General features: G+C 65.4%; 20 protein-coding genes. 16 read left to right on the top strand and 4 right to left on the bottom strand.

Annotation, left to right across the window (positions count from 1 at the left end):
• Nucleotides 1-355: 355 nt before the first annotated feature.
• From ABNP31_RS12645 to ABNP31_RS12595, 11 genes are all read left to right on the top strand, one after another.
• Nucleotides 356-1411, top strand: a complete 1056-nt coding sequence (locus ABNP31_RS12645; RefSeq protein WP_350013372.1) for a 3-deoxy-7-phosphoheptulonate synthase — start codon at nucleotides 356-358, stop codon at nucleotides 1409-1411.
• 80 nt (nucleotides 1412-1491) lie between these two features.
• Nucleotides 1492-1773, top strand: a complete 282-nt coding sequence (locus ABNP31_RS12640) for a peptidylprolyl isomerase (RefSeq protein WP_015270259.1) — start codon at nucleotides 1492-1494, stop codon at nucleotides 1771-1773.
• Nucleotides 1774-1942: 169 nt separating this feature from the next.
• Nucleotides 1943-3742 (top strand): extracellular solute-binding protein, encoded by a 1800-nt coding sequence (locus ABNP31_RS12635; protein ID WP_350013419.1) that lies wholly within the window; start codon nucleotides 1943-1945, stop codon nucleotides 3740-3742.
• Nucleotides 3739-4797 carry a microcin C ABC transporter permease YejB gene (locus ABNP31_RS12630; protein WP_238066278.1) on the top strand — a complete coding sequence of 353 codons (1059 nt, stop codon included), beginning with the start codon at nucleotides 3739-3741 and terminating at the stop codon, nucleotides 4795-4797. Before ABNP31_RS12635 ends, ABNP31_RS12630 begins: the two co-directional genes overlap by 4 nt.
• Nucleotides 4797-5813 (top strand): ABC transporter permease, encoded by a 1017-nt coding sequence (locus tag ABNP31_RS12625; protein ID WP_238066277.1) that lies wholly within the window; start codon nucleotides 4797-4799, stop codon nucleotides 5811-5813. Before ABNP31_RS12630 ends, ABNP31_RS12625 begins: the two co-directional genes overlap by 1 nt.
• Nucleotides 5814-5953: 140 nt before the next feature.
• The gene (locus tag ABNP31_RS12620; protein WP_085665756.1) at nucleotides 5954-7336 is read left to right on the top strand and encodes a sigma-54 interaction domain-containing protein; all 1383 of its coding nucleotides are present in this window, start codon (nucleotides 5954-5956) and stop codon (nucleotides 7334-7336) included.
• A gap of 269 nt (nucleotides 7337-7605) precedes the next feature.
• Complete coding sequence (locus tag ABNP31_RS12615) at nucleotides 7606-8997, top strand: GntP family permease (RefSeq protein ID WP_075045288.1); 1392 nt, start codon at nucleotides 7606-7608, stop codon at nucleotides 8995-8997.
• Nucleotides 8998-9007: 10 nt separating this feature from the next.
• The gene (gene hbdH, locus ABNP31_RS12610) at nucleotides 9008-9778 is read left to right on the top strand and encodes a 3-hydroxybutyrate dehydrogenase (protein WP_085704780.1); all 771 of its coding nucleotides are present in this window, start codon (nucleotides 9008-9010) and stop codon (nucleotides 9776-9778) included.
• Between the two features lie 55 nt (nucleotides 9779-9833).
• Complete coding sequence (eco, locus tag ABNP31_RS12605) at nucleotides 9834-10313, top strand: serine protease inhibitor ecotin (RefSeq protein ID WP_063914771.1); 480 nt, start codon at nucleotides 9834-9836, stop codon at nucleotides 10311-10313.
• Between the two features lie 148 nt (nucleotides 10314-10461).
• Complete coding sequence (locus ABNP31_RS12600) at nucleotides 10462-12414, top strand: acetoacetate--CoA ligase (RefSeq protein ID WP_238066275.1); 1953 nt, start codon at nucleotides 10462-10464, stop codon at nucleotides 12412-12414.
• 208 nt (nucleotides 12415-12622) lie between these two features.
• A complete protein-coding gene (locus ABNP31_RS12595) occupies nucleotides 12623-12898 on the top strand; it encodes a peptidylprolyl isomerase (RefSeq protein WP_013972552.1) in 276 nt (91 codons plus the stop codon).
• Between the two features lie 17 nt (nucleotides 12899-12915).
• Here ABNP31_RS12595 and ABNP31_RS12590 read toward each other — a convergent pair whose 3' ends face one another.
• A complete protein-coding gene (locus tag ABNP31_RS12590; protein ID WP_046616681.1) occupies nucleotides 12916-13539 on the bottom strand; it encodes a LysE family translocator in 624 nt (207 codons plus the stop codon).
• Nucleotides 13540-13670: 131 nt separating this feature from the next.
• Between ABNP31_RS12590 and ABNP31_RS12585 the strand changes: the two genes are divergently transcribed.
• The gene (locus tag ABNP31_RS12585; protein WP_085665752.1) at nucleotides 13671-14480 is read left to right on the top strand and encodes an AraC family transcriptional regulator; all 810 of its coding nucleotides are present in this window, start codon (nucleotides 13671-13673) and stop codon (nucleotides 14478-14480) included.
• 227 nt (nucleotides 14481-14707) lie between these two features.
• On the top strand, nucleotides 14708-15322 hold the full coding sequence (locus ABNP31_RS12580) for a LysE family translocator (RefSeq protein WP_350013371.1): 615 nt from the start codon (nucleotides 14708-14710) through the stop codon (nucleotides 15320-15322).
• On the opposite strand, the gene ABNP31_RS12575 is transcribed toward ABNP31_RS12580, so the two are convergent.
• Nucleotides 15270-15995 carry a metallophosphoesterase gene (locus ABNP31_RS12575; protein ID WP_238066273.1) on the bottom strand — a complete coding sequence of 242 codons (726 nt, stop codon included), beginning with the start codon at nucleotides 15993-15995 and terminating at the stop codon, nucleotides 15270-15272. The genes ABNP31_RS12580 and ABNP31_RS12575 overlap by 53 nt on opposite strands.
• A 75-nt stretch (nucleotides 15996-16070) precedes the next feature.
• Here ABNP31_RS12575 and ABNP31_RS12570 point away from each other — a divergent pair, with 75 nt between their 5' ends.
• The 3 genes from ABNP31_RS12570 (at nucleotide 16071) to ABNP31_RS12560 (ending at nucleotide 17645) form a co-directional block, all read left to right on the top strand.
• Nucleotides 16071-16586, top strand: a complete 516-nt coding sequence (locus tag ABNP31_RS12570; protein ID WP_085665749.1) for a DUF3016 domain-containing protein — start codon at nucleotides 16071-16073, stop codon at nucleotides 16584-16586.
• 76 nt (nucleotides 16587-16662) lie between these two features.
• Complete coding sequence (locus ABNP31_RS12565) at nucleotides 16663-17406, top strand: carbon-nitrogen hydrolase family protein (RefSeq protein WP_350013370.1); 744 nt, start codon at nucleotides 16663-16665, stop codon at nucleotides 17404-17406.
• Entirely contained in the window at nucleotides 17403-17645 is a 243-nt protein-coding gene (locus tag ABNP31_RS12560) for a hypothetical protein (protein WP_085665747.1), read from the top strand. The genes ABNP31_RS12565 and ABNP31_RS12560 overlap by 4 nt, the downstream gene beginning before the upstream one ends.
• A 4-nt stretch (nucleotides 17646-17649) precedes the next feature.
• Here the strand turns inward: ABNP31_RS12560 and ABNP31_RS12555 are convergent, their stop codons facing one another.
• Both ABNP31_RS12555 and ABNP31_RS12550 read right to left on the bottom strand, forming a co-directional pair.
• Complete coding sequence (locus ABNP31_RS12555; RefSeq protein ID WP_054571964.1) at nucleotides 17650-18150, bottom strand: methylated-DNA--[protein]-cysteine S-methyltransferase; 501 nt, start codon at nucleotides 18148-18150, stop codon at nucleotides 17650-17652.
• 858 nt (nucleotides 18151-19008) lie between these two features.
• Nucleotides 19009-20649, bottom strand: coding sequence for a fatty acid--CoA ligase (locus ABNP31_RS12550; protein ID WP_350013369.1), 1641 nt, complete (start codon nucleotides 20647-20649; stop codon nucleotides 19009-19011).
• Between the last annotated feature and the right edge of the window lie 11 nt (nucleotides 20650-20660).

The raw sequence follows: 20660 nt of genomic DNA, 5'->3' as shown, positions 1-20660 counted from the left end.
GGTATTGGTTTAGCCACTAGGCGCCGATACCCACACGGCGCCCACCTTCGAGGGGCCGCCGAACATGAGAATACTCAAACCCCCGGTCGGCTCCCCGACCGGGGGTTTTGCTTTTCAGGCCTTTGAACAACACCGATTCACATTGAGGACAGATTCATGAACTACGCCACTTATTACTACGCAAACACCTACGCCTGGCGATTTAGCCAATCCCGTTCGGGCCAGCCTGCCGCCTCCGTTCGGTCTTCCACAGGTGGCAATGCAGCAGCCAATACGAATTCAACGATCTGTCGAACACCTCGATAGGGCCGACCATGCGGGCCAGAACCCGCCGTCCGCCCAGGGAAAAAACGCCATGCAAGCTTCCAGCCTCGCCCTGACCCAGCCGCAAGCGGCCAACAACACCGTCAGCCAGCGCCTGCCCAGCCCGCACCTGCTCAAACAGCAAATGCCGCTGTCCAGCGAACTTACCCAGCAAGTCCATGCCCACCGCCAGGCCATCCGCGACATCCTCGAAGGCCGCGACCAGCGCCTGCTGGTGATCGTTGGCCCGTGCTCGATCCACGACCCGCGCTCGGCCCTGGAATACGCCGACCGCCTGGCCGCCCTCAGCCGCGAAGTCGACGACAAGCTGCTGCTGGTGATGCGCGCCTACATCGAAAAACCCCGCACCACGGTCGGCTGGAAAGGCCTTGCCTACGACCCGCACCTCGATGGCAGCGACGACATGCACGCCGGCATCGCCCTGTCCCGCGGGCTGATGCTGAACATGATCGAACGCGGCCTGCCGGTTGCCACCGAACTGCTGCAGCCAATGGCCGCCGGCTACTTCGATGACCTTCTGGCCTGGGCCGCGATTGGCGCGCGCACCACCGAGTCGCAGATCCACCGCGAAATGGTCAGTGGCCTGGAGCTGCCGGTCGGCTTCAAGAACGGCACCGACGGCGGCATCGCCATCGCCAGCGACGCCATGCGCAGCGCCGCCCACCCGCACCGCCACTTCGGCATGGATGCGCAGGGCTACCCGGCCATCATCGAGACCTTGGGCAACCCGGACACCCACCTGGTGCTGCGCGGCGGCCACAAGGGCCCGAACTTTGACGCCAACAGCATCGCCATGGCCCGCCAGGCGCTGGCCAAGGCCGGGCTGCAGGCGCGGATCATGGTCGATTGCAGCCATGCCAACAGCGGCAAGGACCCGGCGCGCCAGCCGGCGGTTTTCAACGATGTGCTGGAGCAGCGCCTGGCCGGCGACCGTTCGATCGTCGGCGTGATGATCGAAGGGCACCTGTTCGACGGCTGCCAGGCGCTGGGCAAGGGCGCGCTGAAATACGGCGTGTCGATCACCGACGGTTGCCTGGGCTGGGCTTCGACCGAAACCCTGTTGCGCGAGGCGGCACAAAAACTCTAGGCAGCGGGTTGCAAGCCTGGCGAGACATACCCCGGACAAGTGCGCTAGGCTTGCCTTTTTTACCCCAAGGAGCAGTACCCATGGCCCGTGCAACCGCCCGCCACATCCTGGTCAGCAGCATCGATAAATGCAACGAACTGAAAGCCCAGATCGAAGCAGGCGCCGACTTCGCTGAAATCGCCAAAGCCAACTCCACCTGCCCGTCCAGCCGCCAGGGCGGTGACCTGGGCTCGTTCGGCCCGGGCCAGATGGTCAAGGAGTTCGACACCGTGGTGTTCAGCGCCCCGATCAATACCGTGCAAGGCCCGGTGAAGACCCAGTTCGGCTACCACTTGCTCGAAGTGACCAGCCGCCAGGACTAAGTCCTCGCAGCCGATGAAATCCCCTGTGGGAGCGGCGGTGCGCCGCTGCGCTTTACCCGCGAATGCGCCTGATCAGGCAACGGCGTTGCATGGACGGACGCATTCGCGGGTAAAGCGCAGCGGCGCACCGCCGCTCCCACAGGTCTTGTGTTGGCTGTTTTTGCTTTGCATTGGCTTCAACGCCCACGCCGCCTCCACCCACGCCCTCACCGTCTACGGCGAAGCCCCCCGCTACAACGCCGGCTTCCAGCATTTCGACTACGTCAACCCCGACGCCCCCAAAGGCGGCATCCTGCGCCGCTCGGCCATCGAGATCGGCCAGTTCGACCATATCCTGCCGTACATCGACAAAGGCATCGGTGTCAGCGAGGTCGATGGCCTGCTGTACGCGCCACTGGCCGTGCGCTCGTTCGATGAACCCTACACCGTCTACGGCCTGATCGCCCGGCGCATGGAGCGCGGCCCGGAGGATGCCTGGCTGCGTTTCGAGATCGACCCGCGCGCCACCTTCGCCGATGGCAAGCCGGTGCGCGCCGAGGACGTACGCTTTACCTTCGAGCTGCTGATGAGCAAGGGCAGCCTGAGGTATCGCACCCAGTTCGCCGATGTTGCCGCCATCGTGGTGGAAAGCCCACACAGCGTGCGCTTCGACTTCAAGCCTGACCACGGCCGCACCCTGCCACTGGACCTCGCCAGCTTGCCGGTACTGCCCGAACACGACTGGCAGCAGCGCGATTTTGCCAACGGCGCCGGTTTCGACAAGCCGGTCGGCAGCGGGCCGTACCGTATCGGGCGCATCGACAACGGCCGCAGCATCACCTTCGAGCGCGACGCCAACTGGTGGGCGCGCGATCTGCCGGTCAGCCGTGGCCGCTACAATTTCGACAAGCTGCGCATCGAGTACTTCGGTGATACCGAAGTGGCGCGGCAGGTGCTCAAAGGCGGCGGCTACGACTACAACCGCGAATTCTCCGCCACCGCCTACACCCTGGGCTACAACGGCGCGCAACTGGACGACGGCCGCCTGCAGCGCGCCCACCTGGGCCCGGCCAAACCGCAGGTGGCCCAAGGCTTCGTGTTCAACCTCGACCGGCCGCAGTTCAAGGACCGTCGCGTGCGCCAGGCGCTGGGCATGCTGTGGGACTACGAGTGGAGCAACCGGCAGATGATGCGCAACATGTACATCCGCCAGCAGAGTGTTTTCTCCAATACACCGCTGGCCGCCCGCCAACTGCCGGATGCCGGCGAGTTGAAACTGCTCGAACCGTTGCGCGGCAAGGTGCCGGACGAAGTCTTCAGCACCGTCTTCACCGCCCCGGTCACCGATGGTTCGGGGATCATCCGCAAGCAGCAGCTGCAGGCACTGGCGCTGCTCGAACAAGCCGGCTGGCGCCCCGAAGGCGACCGCCTGGTGAACAGCCAGGGCACGCCGCTGGCGTTCACCTTCCTCAACGGCCAGGCAGGCATGGAGCGCCTGCTGCTGCCGTGGAAGCGCAACCTGGCACAGATTGGCGTGACCCTGGACATCCGCAACGTCGATTCGGCCCAGTACGTCAACCGCCTGATGGCGCGTGACTACGACATGATCGTCACCGGCTACCCGGTCACCCTGTCGCCCGGCGCCGAGCTGTACAACTATTTTGGCTCGGCAGCGGCCCACGACCCTGGGTCGAGCAACCTGATGGTGCTGCAGGACCCTGCCGTGGACCACCTGATCGACGGCCTAGTGCGCGCCGACACCCAGGCCGACATGCTGCACCACGCCCATGCCCTGGACCGGGTGCTGCAATGGAACTACTACTGGATCCCCAACTACTACCCACCGGGCAGTTCCACTGCCTGGTGGAACCGCTTCGGCCTGCCCAAGGTCCAGGCTGCCTATGACGAAGGCCTGGACACCTGGTGGGAAGTCAGCCCCACCGCGCTGACCAACGCGCAAATGGCCGAACGCCGGAAATCCTCGCCATGACCACCTACATCCTGCGCCGCCTGTTGCTGATCATCCCGACCCTGCTGGCGATCCTGCTGGTCAACTTTGCCATTGTCCAGGCCGCGCCGGGTGGCCCGGTGGAGCAAGCGGTGGCACGCCTGCAGGGCATCGGCGGCGGCACTCCCGGTGCCCGGGCCGAGGTGGTGCACGGCGAGTCACGGGCCACCCGTGGCCTGGACCCGAAACTGATCGAGGAGATCAAGCGCCAGTACGGCTTCGACAAGTCCGCCCCCGAGCGCCTGTGGTTGATGCTGGGCCAATACGCCCGGCTGGACTTCGGCAACAGCTTCTTCCGCGGCGCCAAGGTCACCGACCTGATCCTCGACAAGTTGCCGGTCACCCTGTCGCTGGGCTTCTGGGCGACGCTGATCACCTACCTGGTGTCGATCCCGCTGGGCATCCGCAAGGCAGTGCGCCACGGCAGCCGCTTCGATGCCTGGAGCAGTGCACTGATCGTGGTCGGCTATGCCCTGCCCTCGTTCCTGTTCGCCCTGTTGCTGATCGTGCTGTTCGCCGGCGGCACCTCGCTCAGCTGGTTCCCGGTGCGCGGCCTGGTCTCGGACAACTTCGACGAGCTCAGCCTGCTGGGCAAGGTCGCTGACTACTTCTGGCACCTGGTGCTGCCGGTCGGCGCCCTGGTGATCGGCGGCTTCGCCACCCTGACGCTGCTGACAAAAAACGCCTTCCTCGACGAGATTTCCCGGCAATACGTGGTTACCGCCCGCGCCAAGGGGCTGAGCCAACGCCGGGTGCTGTATGGCCACGTGCTGCGCAATGCCATGCTGCTGGTGGTGGCCGGCTTGCCGCAGGCGTTGATCACGGTGTTCTTCGCCGGCTCGTTGCTGATCGAGGTGATCTTCTCGCTCGATGGCCTGGGCCGCATGAGCTACGAGGCGGCCGTGTCGCGGGATTACCCGGTGGTGTTCGGCACGCTGTTCATCTTCACCCTGGCGGGCCTGCTGATCCGCCTGATCGGTGACCTGTCGTACACCCTGCTCGACCCGCGTATCGACTTCGACACGAGGGCGCGCTGATGCTTTCACCGATCTCGCGTCGTCGCCTGCAACGCTTTCGCCGCAACCGCCTCGGCTGGGTTTCGCTGTGGCTGTTCGCCGCCCTTCTGCTGCTGAGCTTGTGTGCCGAGCTGGTGGCCAACGACAAACCGCTGCTGCTGGGCTACAAGGGCGACCTGTACGTGCCGGCGCTAAAGCGCTACACCGAGCAGCAGTTCGGCGGCCAGCTGCCGTTCCAGCCAGACTACCGCAGCGCCTATGTACGCCAGCTGATCGAGCAGCAAGGTGGCTGGATGCTGTTCGCCCCCATCCCGTTCAGCGCCGATACCCCCAACTACGACCTGCAGGTGCCCACCCCCAGCCCGCCGAGCGCGAGCAACTGGCTGGGTACCGACGACCAGGGCCGCGACGTGCTGGCCCGGGTGCTGTATGGCACCCGGGTATCCTTGCTGTTCGCCTTCGCCCTGACCGTGGTCAGCGTGCTGATCGGGGTGGCGGCCGGTGCTTTGCAGGGCTACCACGGCGGCTGGGTCGACCTGATCGGCCAGCGCCTGCTGGAGGTGTGGTCGGGGTTGCCGGTGCTGTACCTGCTGATCATCCTCAGCGGGTTCGTCGAGCCGGACTTCTGGTGGCTGCTGGGGATCATGGCGCTGTTCTCCTGGCTGACCCTGGTCGATGTGGTGCGCGCCGAGTTCCTGCGCGGTCGCAACCTGGAGTACGTGAAGGCCGCAAGGGCGCTGGGGTTGCCAGACAGCCAGGTAATGCTGCGGCACATCCTGCCCAATGCCATGAACGCAACGCTGACCTATGTGCCGTTCATGCTGACCGGGGCGATCACCACCCTGACTGCGCTGGATTTTCTCGGGTTCGGCATGCCGGCCGGGAGTGCTTCGCTGGGAGAGCTGGTGACCCAGGGTAAACAGCACCTGGAGGCGCCGTGGCTGGGCTTTACCGCGTTCTTTGCCCTGGCGGTGATCCTGTCGCTGCTGGTGTTTATCGGGGATGCCTTGCGCGAGGCGTTCGACCCCAGGGGATAGGTTTTCAGGTCTGGCCTCTTCGCGGGTAAACCCGCTCCCACAGGATCACCACAAACCTTGAGGACTGTGGGGTACCTGTGGGAGCGGGTTTACCCGCGAAGAGGCCGGCCCTGCTTTTACAGATTTCAGGATTTCTACCCATGCACGACAGCGACAGCCTCAAGGACTACCCCCAGGTACGGCAACTGGCGATCCGCTCGTTGTTCGAGATCATCGAGCAGTCCAGCGAGGGCACGGTAATCGTCGATCGCCAGGCGCGCATCGTCTGGATGAACGAGCGCTACGCCCGGCGCTTTGGCCTGGCCGACGCCGCCAGCGCCATCGGCCAGCCATGCGAGGCGGTGATCCCGGGCAGCCTGATGCGCGAGGTAGTGAGCAATGGCCGGCCAATCCTGCTGGACATGCTCGACACCCCGAACGAGCCGCTGGTGGTAATGCGCCTGCCCATCCACGACGACCAGGGCGCGCTGATCGGCGCCATCGGCTTTGCCCTGTTCGATGAGTTGCGCAGCCTGTCGCCGCTGCTCAAACGCTACTCCAGCATGCAGCAGGAGCTGGCCTCGACCCGCTCGCAATTGCGCGCCCGCCAGGCCAAGTACAGCTTCGCCCAGTTCGTCGGCAGCAGCGCCGCCAGCCTGGAGGCCAAGCGCCGCGCCCGGCGTGGCGCAAGCAGCGATTCGCCGGTGCTGCTGCTGGGCGAAACCGGCACCGGCAAGGAACTGCTGGCTCATGCCATCCATGCGGCGTCGGCGCGGGCGCACAAGGCGTTTGTCAGCATCAACAGTGCGGCCATCCCCGAGACACTGCTGGAAGCCGAATTCTTCGGCACCGCACCCGGCGCCTTTACCGGCGCCGATCGCAAGGGCCGCAGCGGCAAGCTGCAACTGGCCGAAGGCGGCACGCTGTTCCTCGACGAGATCGGCGACATGCCGCTGGCCCTGCAGAGCAAGCTGTTGCGGGTGTTGCAGGAGAAGGAGTACGAGCCGGTAGGCTCGAACCAGATGCTGCGCAGTGATGTGCGCATCATTGCCGCCACCTCCATCGACCTGCAGGCCGCCATCGCCCGCGGGGCATTCCGCGCCGACCTGTATTACCGGCTGAATGTGCTGCCGATCGAGGTGCCGCCACTGCGGCAACGGCTGGAGGACCTGCCGGCGCTGTGCGAGGCCATCCTGGGCGAACTGGGCAGCCAGTATGAGCTCGAGGCCGAAGCGCAGCAGCTATTGGCGCGGCATGCATGGCCGGGGAACATTCGCGAGCTGCGCAATGTGCTGGAGCGGGCCACGCTGCTGGCGGATCAGCCGCGGTTGGGGGTGGCGGATCTACGGGCGGCATTGGGGCCGTTGAGCCCGGTGGCGGCGGAACCCGGGCGTCAGACTTACCGAGAAGCGTGCGAGCAGTTTGAACGCAGGCTGATTGCCGAAGCGTTGGCCGAGCATGAGGGAAATGTGCCAGAGACTGCGGCAGCGTTAGGGTTGGGGCGATCGACCTTGTACAAGAAGATGGTAGCGCTAGGTCTCTGATTGGAGACTTATGTTTCCATTTTGAGATTGCCGCGAGGGCTTTGCCCTCGATCGCGACACAAGGCCGCTCCTACAGGAGATCGCGGTGCACTTGTAGGAGCGGCCTGGTGTCGCGATGGGCCGCAAAGCGGCCCCAAAATCTCAAGACAGAGACAAAAATTCGGTAGAAAACAAAATACCCATATAAATCAATGAGTTAAAAACTGGCACGATTCCCGCTATCTCCTGTTCACCGATAAAAACAAGACTCACCCAGGAGACCCACCCCGATGACCGTGCTCATCGCCCTAGCCGCTCTGGCCCTGCTGATGCTGGCTGCCTACCGCGGTTACAGCGTAATCCTCTTCGCCCCCATCGCCGCCCTCGGGGCGGTACTGCTCACCGACCCGTCCGCCGTGGCCCCCGCATTCACCGGGGTGTTCATGGAGAAAATGGTCGGTTTCATCAAACTCTACTTCCCGGTGTTCCTGCTGGGCGCCGTGTTCGGCAAGCTGATCGAGCTGTCCGGCTTCTCGCGCTCGATCGTCGCCGCCGCCATCCGCGTGCTCGGCACCCGCCAGGCGATGCTGGTGATCGTGCTGGTATGCGCCCTGCTCACCTACGGTGGCGTGTCGCTGTTCGTGGTGGTGTTCGCGGTGTACCCGTTCGCCGCCGAGATGTTCCGCCAGAGCAATATCCCCAAGCGCCTGATCCCGGCAACCATCGCCCTGGGCGCGTTCTCGTTCACCATGGATGCCCTGCCCGGCACCCCGCAGATCCAGAACATCATCCCCAGCACCTTCTTCAACACCACCGCCTGGGCCGCGCCCTGGCTGGGCCTGATCGGCACGCTGTTCGTGTTCTGCACCGGCATGGCCTACCTGCAGCGCCAGCGCAACAAGGCCCAGCGCGCCGGTGAAGGCTATGGCAGCGACTTGCGCAACGAACCGGAAACCGCTGCCGACCTGGCGCTGCCCAACCCCTGGCTGGCCCTGTCGCCGCTGCTGCTGGTGGGGGTGATGAACCTGCTGTTCACCCACTGGATCCCGCAGTGGTACGGCCCCAGCCACAGCCTGCAACTGCCCGGCATGAGCGCGCCGGTACAAAGCGATGTGGCCAAGCTCACAGCCATCTGGGCGGTGCAGGCGGCGTTGCTGGTGGGCATCCTGATGGTGCTGGTGTGTGCCTTCGGCGCCATCCGCACCCGCCTGGCCGAAGGCACCAAAAGCGCCGTGGGCGGCGCCTTGCTGGCGGCCATGAACACCGCCTCGGAATACGGCTTTGGCGCGGTGATCGCCTCGCTGCCGGGCTTCCTGGTGTTGGCCGATGCCCTGCGCGGCATCCCCAACCCACTGGTCAACGAAGCCATCACCGTGACCTTGCTGGCCGGCATCACCGGCTCTGCCTCGGGCGGCATGAGCATCGCCCTGGCGGCCATGGGCGACAGCTTCATCGCCGCCGCCAATGCCGCCAACATCCCGCTCGAAGTGCTGCACCGAGTGGCCGCCATGGCCAGCGGGGGCATGGACACCCTGCCGCACAACGGTGCGGTCATCACCCTGCTGGCCGTGACCGGGCTGACCCACCGCGAGGCCTACAAGGACATTTTCGGTATTACCCTGATCAAGACCCTGGCGGTGTTCGTGGTCATCGCCACGTTCTACGCCACCGGCATCGTCTAAGGAGCTTTGCATGACCCTCAAAGGCAAGACCGCACTCGTCACCGGTTCCACCAGCGGCATCGGCCTGGGCATTGCCCAGGTGCTGGCCCGCGCGGGCGCCAACATCGTGCTCAACGGCTTCGGCGACCCTGGCCCGGCGCTGGCCGAGATCGCCCGGCACGGGGTAAAGGCAGTCCATCACCCGGCCGACCTGTCGGACGTGGCCCAGATCGAAGCGCTGTTCGCCCTGGCCGAGCGCGAGTTCGGCGGCGTCGACATCCTGGTCAACAACGCCGGCATCCAGCACGTGGCGCCGGTGGAGCAGTTCCCGCTGGAAAGCTGGGACAAGATCATCGCCCTCAACTTGTCGGCCGTGTTCCATGGTACGCGCCTGGCCCTGCCCGGCATGCGAGCGCGCAACTGGGGGCGCATCATCAACATCGCCTCGGTGCACGGCCTGGTCGGCTCCACCGGCAAGGCGGCCTATGTGGCGGCCAAGCACGGCGTGGTCGGCCTGACCAAGGTGGTGGGCCTGGAAACCGCCACCAGCAACGTCACCTGCAATGCCATCTGCCCTGGCTGGGTGTTAACCCCGCTGGTGCAGAAGCAGATCGACGATCGTGCTGCCAACGGTGGCGATCCGCTGCAAGCGCAGCACGATCTGCTGGCAGAAAAACAGCCATCGTTGGCCTTCGTCACCCCCGAACACCTGGGTGAGCTGGTACTATTCCTGTGCAGCGAGGCCGGTAGCCAGGTTCGCGGTGCCGCCTGGAACGTCGATGGTGGCTGGTTGGCCCAGTGACGGGCGGCCTGGGCCTGGCGACGGTCTTGCATTCTTTTATCTGCAAGGAGGCCCTATGCGCCCAACCCCGATGACCGCGATCCTGGCCCTGACCCTGGCTGCCGCCGCACCTGCGATGGCAGCCAGCCTGAAGGACGTCGCGCCCTACCCCGAGGCGGAAAAAGGCTTCACCCGGCAGGTCATCCACCTGCCGGCCCAGGCTGATGAGTCGGCCTATCAACTGGAAATCCTCGCTGGCAAGACCCTGAAGGTGGACTGCAATCGCCAGCGCCTGGGCGGCAGCCTGGAGGAACGTACCCTGGAAGGCTGGGGCTACAGCTACTACCGCCTGGACAAGGTCAGCGGCCCGGTCAGCACGCTGATGGCCTGCCCCGATGGCAAGAAGACCGAGGCCTTCGTGCCAGTGGTCGGTGAAGGCTTCATGCTGCGCTACAACAGCAAGCTGCCGGTGGTGGTGTATGTGCCCAAGGACGTCGAAGTGCGCTACCGCGTCTGGACCGCGTCGCAGGACGTGCAAAAGGCTAAAGTAGAGTAACGCGCAAGCCCCTGCTGCCAGGGGGCTTCTTCGCGGGCACGCCCGCTCCCACAGGCTGTCACCAGGCTGGACATCTACGCTGTACCTGTGGGAGCGGGCGAGCCCGCGAAGGCGCCCTCGAATCCAAATGATCATCTGGAGGTTCGGCATGAACGATGTGCTCTGGCGCCCCTCCACGGCGCAGATCGAGGCCAGCCGGATGGATGCCTTCCGCCGCCGGGTCAACCTGCGCTACAACCTGCAACTCGACGACTACCAAGCGCTGCACCGCTGGAGCATCGAGCAGCGCCCTGCCTTCTGGCAAACCCTTGCCGACTATTTCCACGTTCACTGGCATACCCCGCCGAGCCAGGTGCTCAGCGAAGGGCCGCAGATGCCCGATGCCCAGTGGTTCAGCAACGCCACCCTCAACTTCGCCGAACACCTGCTGCGCCGCCGCGACGACCGCCCGGCCCTGGTCGCCGTGCGCGAAGACGGCCAACGCCAGCTGTTCACCCATGCCCAGCTGGCGGCCCAGGTGGCCGGCCTGCAAACAGCCTTCAAGGCCGCCGGCATCGTCCCCGGCGACCGGGTAGCCGCGGTCATGCCCAATACCTGGCAGACACTGGTCGCCATGCTTGCCTGCACCAGCCTCGGTGCGGTGTGGTCCAGCTCCTCGCCCGAGTTTGGCGTACACGGCATCATCGACCGCTTCGGCCAGATCGAGCCCAAGCTGCTGATCGCCTGTGCCGGGTACCAGTACGCCGGCAAGGCCATCGACCAGGTGGACAAGGTCAACCAGGTGTGCGCGCAGCTGCCCGGGCTGCAACGGCTGATCGTGGTGCCCCATACCCGCAGCGGGACGCGCGCCGACGAATTCCAGGCCGCCAACGTCAGCCTGTGGGACGAGTTCTTTCAGCCCGGCGGCGAGCCCCGCTTCACCCCGCTGCCCTTCGACCACCCGCTGTACATCCTGTACTCCAGCGGCACCACCGGTGTGCCCAAGTGCATCGTCCACCGCGCCGGCGGCGTGTTGTTGCAGCACCTGAAGGAACATGGCCTGCACAACGATCTGAAGGCCGATGACGTACTGTTCTACTACACCACTTGCGGCTGGATGATGTGGAACTGGCTGGCCAGCGGCCTGGCGGTGGGCGCCACGCTGGTGCTGTACGACGGCTCGCCGTTCCATCCCGGCCCCGAGCGGCTGCTGGACCTGATCGACGCCGAGGGCATCCAGGCCTTCGGTACCAGCGCCAAGTACCTGGCAGCATTGGAGCAGGCGGGCCTGGAGCCTGCGGCAAGCCACCGCCTGGAACGCTTGCGCCTGCTGCTGTCCACCGGCTCGCCGCTGTCGCCACACAGCTACGACTACGTGTACCGCAAGATCAAGGCCGACCTGTGCCTGGCGTCGATGTCCGGCGGCACCGATATCGTCTCCTGCTTCGTGCTGGGCAACCCGACCCTGCCAGTGCGCCGTGGCGAGATCCAGTGCAAGGGCCTGGGCATGGCGGTGGAAGTGTGGAACGAGCATGGCCAGCCGGTGCAGGGCGAAAAAGGCGAGCTGGTGTGCACGCGCAACTTCCCGTCGATGCCGCTGGGGTTCTGGAAGGATACGGACGGCAGCCGCTATCACGACGCCTACTTCAGCCAGTTCCCGGGGGTGTGGGCCCAGGGCGACTATGCCGAACAGCGTGCCGACGGCGGGCTGGTGATTCATGGCCGCTCCGATGCCGTGCTCAACCCCGGCGGGGTGCGCATTGGCACGGCGGAGATCTACCGGCAGGTGGAAAAGGTCGAGCAGGTGCTGGAAAGCGTGGCCATCGGCCAGGACTGGCAAGGCGACGTGCGGGTGGTGCTGTTCGTTCGCCTGCGTGACGGCCTGCAGCTGGATGAGGCCCTGCGCCAGCACATCCGCCAGGTGATCCGCCAGTACACCACCCCCCGCCATGTACCGGCGGTGATCGCCCAGGTCGATGACATCCCGCGTACCATCAGCGGCAAGCTGGTGGAGTTGGCGATTCGCAATGTGGTGCATGGCTTGCCGGTGAAGAACACCGACGCCCTGGCCAACCCCGAGGCACTGGAGCAGTTCCGGGATCGGGAGGAGTTGCAAACCTGACCCTTGTAACCGTCCCTGTAGGAGCGGCCTTGTGTCGCGATGGGGCGCGAAGCGGCCCCAGGTTTTCAGCTTCGCAGCACAGGTTGCCGGGGCCGCTTCGCGCCCCATCGCGACACAAGGCCGCTCCTAACAAGGACGCGTAATCGCCTCAGCACAATACTATGAGGCATAATGCCCACCTTTTTCGCCCCCGAAGCACAGGTACCCCATGAAAGCCCAAGCCCGCCACATCCTGGTCAAGACCGCTGACGAAGCCGAAAAGCTCAAGCAGCGCATCGCCAATGGCGAGGCTTTCGACGTGCTCGCAAAAAAGTTCTCCACCTGCCCTTCGGGCAAGCGTGGCGGCGACCTGGGTGAAATCCGCCCCGGGCAGATGGTCGGCGCCATCGACCAGGTGATCTTCAAGAAGCCCCTGCGCGTGGTGCACGGGCCGATCAAGAGCAAGTTCGGTTATCACCTGGTGCAGACGTTCTACCGCGACTAAGTGCCGAGTACGCAGTTCTAGCGCCGCGCAGCCAGCAGCCCGAGACCGGCGCAGCCCAGCAATGAGGCGCTGACCCGATTGAACAGCCGGCGTGGGCCGGGCTGGCTGAACCAGCGCTGCAGGTACGCCCCCAGGCCGGCGTAGATGGCGATGGCGGCCCATTCCAGCAAAAGGAACAACACACCCAGCCAGAGGAACTGCTCGCTCACCGGGGTGGCGCTGCCGACCGAGACGAACTGCGGCAGGAAGGCGGTGAAGATCAGGATTGCCTTCGGGTTACCAGCGGCCACCCAGAACTCCTGACGTGCCAGGCGCCAGGTGCCGCGTGGGTGATCGCTTGCCACCACCGCCTCGCCCACCGGTGCCCGCCACAGTTGCCAGGCGATATAGAACAGGTACGCCGCCCCCACCACCTTGATGGCCAGGAACAGGTATTCGCTGGTGTGCAGCACCACTGCCAGGCCCATGGCCGCCAGGGCGATCATGCCGCTGAAGGCGACGATGCGCCCGCCGCCGGCCACGCAGGCCGTGCGCAGGCCGTAACGGCTGGCATTGTGCAGCGACAGCAGGTTGTTCGGCCCCGGCGCCATGTTCAGGGCGAAGCAGGCGGGGATGAAAAGCAGCAGGCTTGAGAGGTCCATTATTGTTTTCCTTTGGCAACAGGCGTCTATTTCGGCGGGTAGCGGGCCTTGCGGTCAAGTTACAGCCAGCGGAAAAAACTGTATGGGTGCGCGGCGCCTGATAAGCTGCCGCGCATACCGAGGACCCTGTGATGCCCCGTTCCCATGCCGCGCTGTGGCGCGACCCGGCCCTGCCGCATGTCGAAAGCCGCCGCGCCTGCCATAGCCGCGCCTGCTACAAGCCCCACAGCCACCCGACATTTTCCATCGGTGTGGTGGACGCCGGGTACAGTCATTTCACCGGTGCCGGCAACGGCCAGCAACGCCTGACACCCGGCACGCTGGTGCTGGTCCCGGCCCGCCGGGTACATGCCTGCAACCCAGAGCCCGGGCAGGCGTGGAGCTACCAGATGCTGCACGTGGATGCCGACTGGCTGGCACAGCTGCACCTGGAGTCCGGGCTGGAGGGTGCCGGGCCCGGCGAGCCGGCACGTATCTGCCAGGTGCCGGAGGTGTATCGGCAGTTCTGCGAAATGAACAGTCTGCTGTTCTCCAACGCCAGCAGTGGTGAGAAGGATGCGGCGCTGATTGCCTTTCTGGGTGACCTGGACTTTGCCAGGCACGCGCCGCTGGCACCGGCACCGGCCCTGGGGGCGACCGCGTTGAGTGGGCTGATCGCCCACATCGAAGGCCAGGACCCGGCGCAGTTGAGCCTGGCGGTACTGGCCCGGCAGGCCGGGCTTGGGCGCTACCAGTTGATTCGCGCATTTCGCGCGGCCACCGGGTTTACACCGCATGCCTACCTGCTCAATGCCCGGGTCAACCGTGGGCGGCAATTGTTGGGTGAAGGGCAGGCACTGGCGGAGGTGGCCTATCGGCTCGGGTTTGCCGACCAAAGCCATTTCCAGCGGGTGTTCAAGGCCCATGTGGGGGTGACACCGGGGCAGTATCGGGGAGACTGAAGGCCTGCGCGGTCTGTGTAGGAGCGGCCTTGTGTCGCGAAAGGGCTGCGCAGCAGCCCCGGCAATCTGTGCTGCGGAGCTGAAAACCTGGGGCCGCTTCGCGCCCCATCGCGACACAAGGCCGCTCCTACAGTTACCGCGCCTGCTGGTTAGGCCTGCAATATTGTTCAATACGGCATGAGCGCCGAGGGGCAGAGTCAGGCTTTACGCCAGAGCAACCTCACCCAATGCAACAGTTCCTGATCATCGCCCTCGCCCACTTCCTCTCCCTGCTCTCTCCCGGCCCGGACTTCTTCCTGGTCGCACGCACCTCGGTCAACGCCGGCTGGCGTGTCGCGAGCGGCGCCTGCCTGGGTATCGCCCTGGCCAATGGCGTGTTCATCGCCATGGCTTTCACCGGCCTGTCGGTACTGCAGGAAGGCAGCCTGCTGTTCACCGCCCTGCAACTGGCCGGCGCCGGCTACCTGCTGTACATCGGCACCCTGTTCCTGCGCCATGCCGGGCAAACCAGCCTGGGCGCAGTCGCTGGCAAGCAGACCGCCCAAGGGTGGTGGCGGGGATTGGGCATGGGGTTCCTGTCCGGCATCCTCAACCCCAAGAATGCGCTGTTCTATGCCAGCCTGGTCAGCATGGTCGCCAGCGCCAGCATTGCCTGGAAAGCAACCTGTGCCCTGTGGATGTTCAGCATCGTGCTGCTGTGGGACCTGCTGGTTGCCCTGGCCATCGGCAACCCGCTGGTGCTGCGGCGCTTCGCCCGCTGCCTGCCGTGGCTGGAGCGGGCCTCCGGGTTCATGCTGGTGCTATTGGCTGCGGCACTGTTGTTTCACCTGGCCTGGGGCTGACCAGTTGCAGGGTCCGCATGTCCATCAAGGTGAAATGGCCACTGGCCCAACCCCCGGTATCCAGGTGCCAGACATTGCCCAGCAGCTTGGCCTCCAGTACCGGCGTGTGGCCCACCAACAAGGCACGCAGGCCCTGCACGGGCTCGGTATCACCTACCTTCAACCGCCGCCGCGACCATTGGCACACCTCCCGTACTTGCGGGTCGTCCTCCAGTTCCAGCCAGGTCCTCAATACTGCCCAATCGGCATATGGGCTATCGGCATGCAGCAGCCCTACCAGGCCCGCTGCACTTTCAACCTCTATCGCAATCGGCAGCTGCTCGAAGCGCTCCACGAAACGCAACTGCCGAGCCCTCGGCAGGTCCAGAAACCAGCCACCCCCGGCGGCGCGGTACATGTCCAGATCGAGCCGCCCGCCGCGCACGCGGGTGATTGCCAGGGCCTCGTGATTACCCTGCACGGCATGGAACCAGGGCTGCGCCAGCCATTCCAGCGCCGCCTCGCTGTCCGGGCCACGGTCGACCAGGTCCCCCACACTGAACAGGCGGTCCACGGCCGGATCGAACCCCACCGCATCCAGGCATTGCTGCAGGCGCTGGAAGTGACCATGGATATCGCCCACCGCCAGGTCACGCCCCCGCAGGTTGGCAATCAGACGCCGAAACCGTGCCATTACAATCTTCCTCTGCTGGTAGCGCCATGCCAGGGGTAAAATGGAGGCACACGCAATCTGCCCCGGAGGTGCATCATGCGTACCGCCCTCGTGTGTGCCGTGCTCATGGCGCTGTCATTGGACAGCATGGCACAAGGTGCCCCGGCCGCGCAGGTCGAGGTACGTTTCGAGCATCCGGAAAAATTCCGCGATGCCAGCCTCGACAGCCACGGGTACGAGCGTGGCGCCGACGCCTATGTGATGAAAACCCTGACCCAGTACCTGCAGAAGCTTGGCCAACGCTACCTGCAACCTGGCCAGCAACTGGTCATCGACATTCGCGACATCGACCTGGCCGGGCGTTTCGAGCCCTGGCACAGCCAGGCCTACGATGTACGTTACATGCGCGAAATCACCTGGCCGACCATCGACCTCAGCTACACCCTCAGCCAACCGGGCAAACCCGACCAGCAGGCGCAGGAACGGGTCAGCGACAAGATGTACCTCAGCCGCCCGGGCCGGGTCACGAGCAGCAGCGACCGCCTGTATGCCGAAAAGGCCATGCTCAACGACTGGTTCCGCCAGCGCTTCGCCGTCCACCCGGCATCCTGAAAATCCCTTCACTGGTACAGGCGTTGGTGCCGGTAGTATGCTCGGCCCTTCAACCTGTACCAGGGAAGGGTTTTTCATGAAGTTGTGCGCCGTGCAACTGGCGTCGCTCAAGGGCGATGTGCAAGCCAACCTCGAACGCCACCTGGCCTGCATCGAACAGGCCGCAGCACTTGGCGCCGAACTGGTGGTGTTCCCCGAACTTTCGCTTACCGGCTATGAGCCAACCCTCGCGCGCCAGGCAGCCCTGCCTGTCAGTTCGGCGCGGCTGGACCCGCTGCAGGCAGCGTGCGACCGGTTTGGTATCACCGTGGCCGCGGGCCTGCCACTGCCGGCACCCGATGGCATTCGTATCGGCATGCCAATCCTCAGCCCCGGTGCACCGCGCCAGGCCTATGCCAAGCGGCGCCTGCATGATGATGAACTGCCCTGGTTCACCCCAGGCGATCAAGCCTTGTTGCTGCAGGTAGGCGCGCACCGGGTAGCGCCTGCGATCTGCTACGAATCGATGTTCATGGCGCATGCGGCAGCCGCACGGGAACACGGCGCCGATCTGTACCTGGTCAGCGTGGCGAAAACCGCCAAGGGCATCCGCGAGGGTTACCAGCACTACCCCGAGGTGGCTCGTGAGCTGGGCATGACGGTGTTGCTGGCCAACTGCGTGGGGCCGGCCGATACCTTCATTGGTGCCGGCGGCTCGGCGGCCTGGGACAGCCAGGGGCGCTTGCTGGCCAGCCTGGACGACCACAGCGAAGGGCTGATCGTGCTGGACACCACCAACGCCAGTGCCATGGCGGTGCCCCTGGACCCACACCCGGCATGATCTATCTGTTTCTGGCGTTGCTGAGCTATGCCTGTACCTACTACCTGACGGGTCTGCTCGTCCAGGGGCAACTGGCCGATGTGGCCGAGGGTTTGCGCCACCGGCCCGACGCGCCGACACCTGGCGAGTACTTGCGCGCAGTCAAGCCCCATGCGCGCCGGGTCCATCGGCAGTACACCCTGATGGCCGGCTCGGCGTTGGCCGTGCTGGTCTGCCTGGTCGCCAGCTGGTTCTGCTGACGCCTTACAGGTCCAGTGCCAAGCTTTGCCGGCCCTCCAGCGCCAGCAGGTACTGCTTGGCCGCCAGGCCACCGGCAAAGCCGGTGAGGCTGCCCGAAGCACCGATCACCCGATGGCACGGGGCGATGATCGAGATCGGGTTGCGGCCATTGGCGGCGCCTACCGCGCGCACCGCGCTGGGGTTGCCGATCTGCCGGGCGATGTCGCTGTAGCTGCGGGTTTCACCGAACGGTATCGCCAACAGCGCGGCCCACACCTGACGCTGGAATTCGGTGCCGGCAAAATCCAGCGCCAGTTCGAAGCACTGGCGTTTGCCGGCGAAGTACTCGCCGAGCTGGCGGGCGGTTTCCAGCAATACCGGGCACTGGTCATCGCGGTGCAGGGCGCCAAGGCGCACGCGGTTTTCCCGCTCCTCTTCCCAGAGTACGGCAGCCAGGCACTCGCCACGGGCTACCAAGGTCAAGGTGCCGACGGGCGACTGCATGAAGGTGAATGCGCTGGACATAAGCAGGCTCCTGCCAGGTTGCGATCAACCTACTGTACGCATCCACAGCCCTGCCTGCATCCGCTTTCTTGCTCAGGCAATCACGCAAGCGGAACATCGGCGTCGGCATATCGCCCGGGCCAGAGTGCCATGCACCGCGTCGCCTGCTTCGCGGGTGAACCCGCTCCCACAGGGACCCCATCAGCTGAAGGAATGCGCCATACCTGTGGGAGCGGGCGCGCCCGCGAACACCGGCGCAGCCGGTGCCATACACCGCATTGCCTGCTTCGCGGGTGAACCCGCTCCCACAGGATGCCCACCAGCCGAAGGAATGCGCCGTACCTGTGGGAGCGGGCGCGCCCGCGAACACCGGCGCAGCCGGTGCCATACACCGTGTCGCTTGCTTCGCGGGCATGCCCGCTCCCACAGGGTGCCCACCAGCTGAAGGAATGCGCCGTACCTGTGGGAGCGGGTTTACCCGCGAACACCGGCGCAGCCGGTGCCATCCACCGCAATGCCTGCTTCGCGGGTGAACCCGCTCCCACAGGGTGCCCACAAGCTGAAGGAATGCGCCGTACCTGTGGGAGCGGGCGCGCCCGCGAACACCGGCGCAGCCGGTGCCATCCACCGCGTCGCCTGCTTCGCGGGCATGCCCGCTCCCACAGGGTGCCCACCAGCTGAAGGAATATGCCGTACCTGTGGGAGCGGGTTTACCCGCGAACACCGGCGCAGCCGGTGCCATACACCGTGTCGCTTGCTTCGCGGGTGAACCCGCTCCCACAGGGTGCCCATCAGCCGAAGGAATGTGCCATACCTGTGGGAGCGGGCGCGCCCGCGAACACCGGCGTAGCCGGTGCCATCAGCCGGTGCTGCCAGCGTTCAGGGAAATGCCTGCCGGATCCGCTTCTTGTCGATCTTGCCAACGCTGGTCTTGGGGATCTCGTCCACGCAACGCAACTGCCGTGGTATCGCCCATTTGTTCAGGTGCCCGCTGTCGACAAACGGCTGCAGATGCCCGGCCAATCCCGCCTGGTCGAACTGCATGCCGTCACAACAGACTACCAAGGCCAACGGTTGCTCACCCCACTGCGGGTCCGGGATGCCGATCACCGCCACCGACGCGACCGCCGGGTGCTGGCTGATCAGGTTTTCCAGCGCCACCGAGCTGACCCACTCGCCTCCGGTCTTGATCACATCCTTGATCCGGTCACGAATACGCACCACACCCGCCGGGTCGATGCAGGCCAGGTCGCCGGTATGCATCCAGCCCCCCAGCCACAACGCGGCACCCTGCTCCGGCTCATGCAGGTAGCCCTGGGTCAGCCACGGTGCACGCACCACGATTTCACCCAGGCTTTCACCGTCACGGGGCACATCAATGCCTTCAGCGTCGACGATGCGCAGGTCCACCAGGGCAATCGGCACGCCGGCATCGATACGCAGCGGCAGCTGTTGCGCCATGGGCAGTGCCAGCAGCTCGGCGCTCAGGTGGGTGATGCTGAGCAGTGGGCAGCTTTCCGACATGCCGTAGCCACAATGCACGCTGATGCCGCGCTCGCTGGCACGCTGCGCCAGGCCCAGGGTCAGGGCGCTGCCGCCCAGCAGCATCTTCCAACCGCTCAGGTCGGCGCGGCGCCCTTCTTCGCTGTCGAGCATCATCTGCAGCACCGTGGGCACGCAATGGGAGAACGTCACGCCCTCGTCACGGTACAGCCGCACCAGGCGGTTGGGCTCGTAGCGCCCGGGGTAGACCTGCTTGATACCCAGCGCCGTGGCCACATAGGGCACGCCCCAGGCATGCACGTGGAACATCGGCGTGATGGGCATGTACACGTCGCCGCTGCGCAGCAGCGGTACCTCGCCGCAGGCAGCCAGGGTGCCCTGCTCGACCAAGGTATGCAGCACCAGTTGCCGGTGGCTGAAGTACACGCCCTTGGGGTTGCCGGTGGTACCGCTGGTGTAGAACAGCGTGGCCAGTGAGTGCTCGTCGAAATCGGCGAAGTCGAATTGCGGCTCGGCAGCCGCCAGCAGTGCTTCGTACTCACCCAGCAGCGGCACATCTTTCGTTGCGGGGTCGCCTTCGCCGAGGCGAATGAAACCCTCCACCGTCGGCAAGTCATCGCGCAATTGCGCCATCAACGGCAGGAAATCGTCATGTACCAGGACCATGCGGTCCTCGGCATGGTTCATGGTGTAGCGCACCTGCTCGGTGGACAGCCGTACGTTCACCGTGTGCAGCACCGCACCCAGCATCGGCACGGCAAAGAAGCACTCCAGCGCCCGGTGGCTGTCCCAGTCGAGCAAGGCCACGGTGTCGCCAGGCTTGACCCCGGCGGCGGTCAGCACATTGGCCAGCCGCTGAATGCGTTCGAGCAGCGTGGTGTAGGTGTAGCGCAGCTTGTCGGCGTAGACGATTTCCTGGTTGGGCTGGTAGCGCACGCCCGACAGCAGCAGGCGCTTGATCAGCAGCGGATAGGCGTAGGCCTGCTCGGCCGCGGGCATGACGCGAGTGGTGATCATGTCGGCGGCCT

The sequence above is a fragment of the Pseudomonas asiatica genome (assembly GCF_040214835.1).
Lineage (GTDB): Bacteria > Pseudomonadota > Gammaproteobacteria > Pseudomonadales > Pseudomonadaceae > Aquipseudomonas > Aquipseudomonas putida_Z.
The sequence above is the reverse complement of the archived record's forward strand: the minus strand, read 5'-3'. Positions and strand labels throughout refer to the sequence as shown.